Consider the following 1369-nt stretch of genomic DNA (forward strand, 5'->3'; position numbering starts at 1 on the left):
CCGGTGATAGCGCCAGGTGTCGCGGATCGGCGAGGTGGGCACGGTGCCGGCCGCCTGCTGCCGCTCGAACTCGGGCGATTCGTGCATGGTCGAGCGTGCCAGCAGGATCGCCCCGGCCAATGCCGCGCCCACGAAGAACGGAATGCGCCAGCCCCACCCGTCCAGCTGCGCGGTGCTCAACAACGCCACCGTCAACGCCGACAGCGCCACCGCCAGCAGTGCGCCGACCTCGCTGGCCGCCGATGCCAACGAGGTGACCAGGCCACGGCGGCGGGTGGGCGCGGTTTCCAGCAGGTAGGCCACCACGCCGGTGTACTCACCGCCCACCGAAAACGCCATCAGGCAACGCAGCAGCAACAGCAGCACCCCGGCACTGGCGCCGATGCTGTCGAAGGTGGGCAGCAGCGCGGTGGCCAGCATTGCCAGGGTCATCAGCAGCATCGAGGCCAGCAGCATGTAGCGCCGCCCGAAGCGGTCGCCCAGATGCCCGAAGCACAGCGCGCCCAACGGACGCATCAGGTAGGACACCGCGAACCCCGCCAGCGTGGCCAGCAGGGCGTTGTCGCCGCCGCCAAAAAACACCCGCGACAGCACCGTGGCCAGGTACAGGTACAAGGTGAAGTCGTACCACTCCACCACGGTCGACAACCCGGCCACGATCATCGAACGGGTGCGTGCCGGTGACGCCGACGGCGCGCTCACCGGCACCGCCCACGCACGGATGCGCTGCCGATACGACAGCGAAGCAGACTCAACGACATCGCGACTCCCACCTGCACTTGAATGCCGCCGAGCCTACGATATCCGCCCGTCGGGCAGGCTCACGCAGTCACCACATCGCGACCGCGCAGACCCCGCCGAACCGCCTCAGGCCGCCTGCGAGGCCGCCTCACGCGTGTAGCGCAGCAGCCGCCCACGCCCTGGCGCATCGCCTTCGTCGTCGAACAGGCCGTAGGCCTCGTCAACGGTATAGCCCTGCGCGGCCATGGCACGCGAGAACGATCCCACGTTGCCGCGCCCCGGATCGGTGAGCAGCAGTTCGGCCGTGGGCCGTGCGTGGCGCTCCATCATCCGGGCGATCTGCAGCGCGTGGCCGCGCTCGTACAGCACGTCGCTGCCGATGATCAGATCGAAACGACCGAGTGTCGTATCCGGCAGCTCCCACGGCAGATCGCGGTAGTGCAGCGCAGGCAGGTCATTGAGCCCGGCGTTGTAGGCCAGGAACGATTCGGCCAGCGGATGATGGTCGCTGGCCACCACATCGGCTCCACGATGGGCCAGCACCAGGCTGGCCAGCCCCAGTCCACAGCCCACTTCCAGCACGCGTTTGCCGGCCACGTCGAAGCTGTGCATGGTCTCGGCCAGCACC

Annotated in this window: 2 protein-coding genes; both read right to left on the bottom strand. The window is 68.7% G+C overall.

What is annotated here, in order from left to right:
• A partial coding sequence (locus tag DBR34_RS17360; protein WP_258224070.1) for an MFS transporter occupies positions 1 to 702 on the bottom strand: 702 nt, incomplete at its 3' end.
• A gap of 165 nt (positions 703 to 867) precedes the next feature.
• Positions 868 to 1369: methyltransferase domain-containing protein (locus DBR34_RS17365; protein ID WP_128097712.1), on the bottom strand; the 502-nt coding region annotated here is incomplete at its 5' end.

This window comes from Stenotrophomonas sp. HMWF003 (assembly GCF_003061285.1).
Lineage (GTDB): Bacteria > Pseudomonadota > Gammaproteobacteria > Xanthomonadales > Xanthomonadaceae > Stenotrophomonas > Stenotrophomonas maltophilia_AP.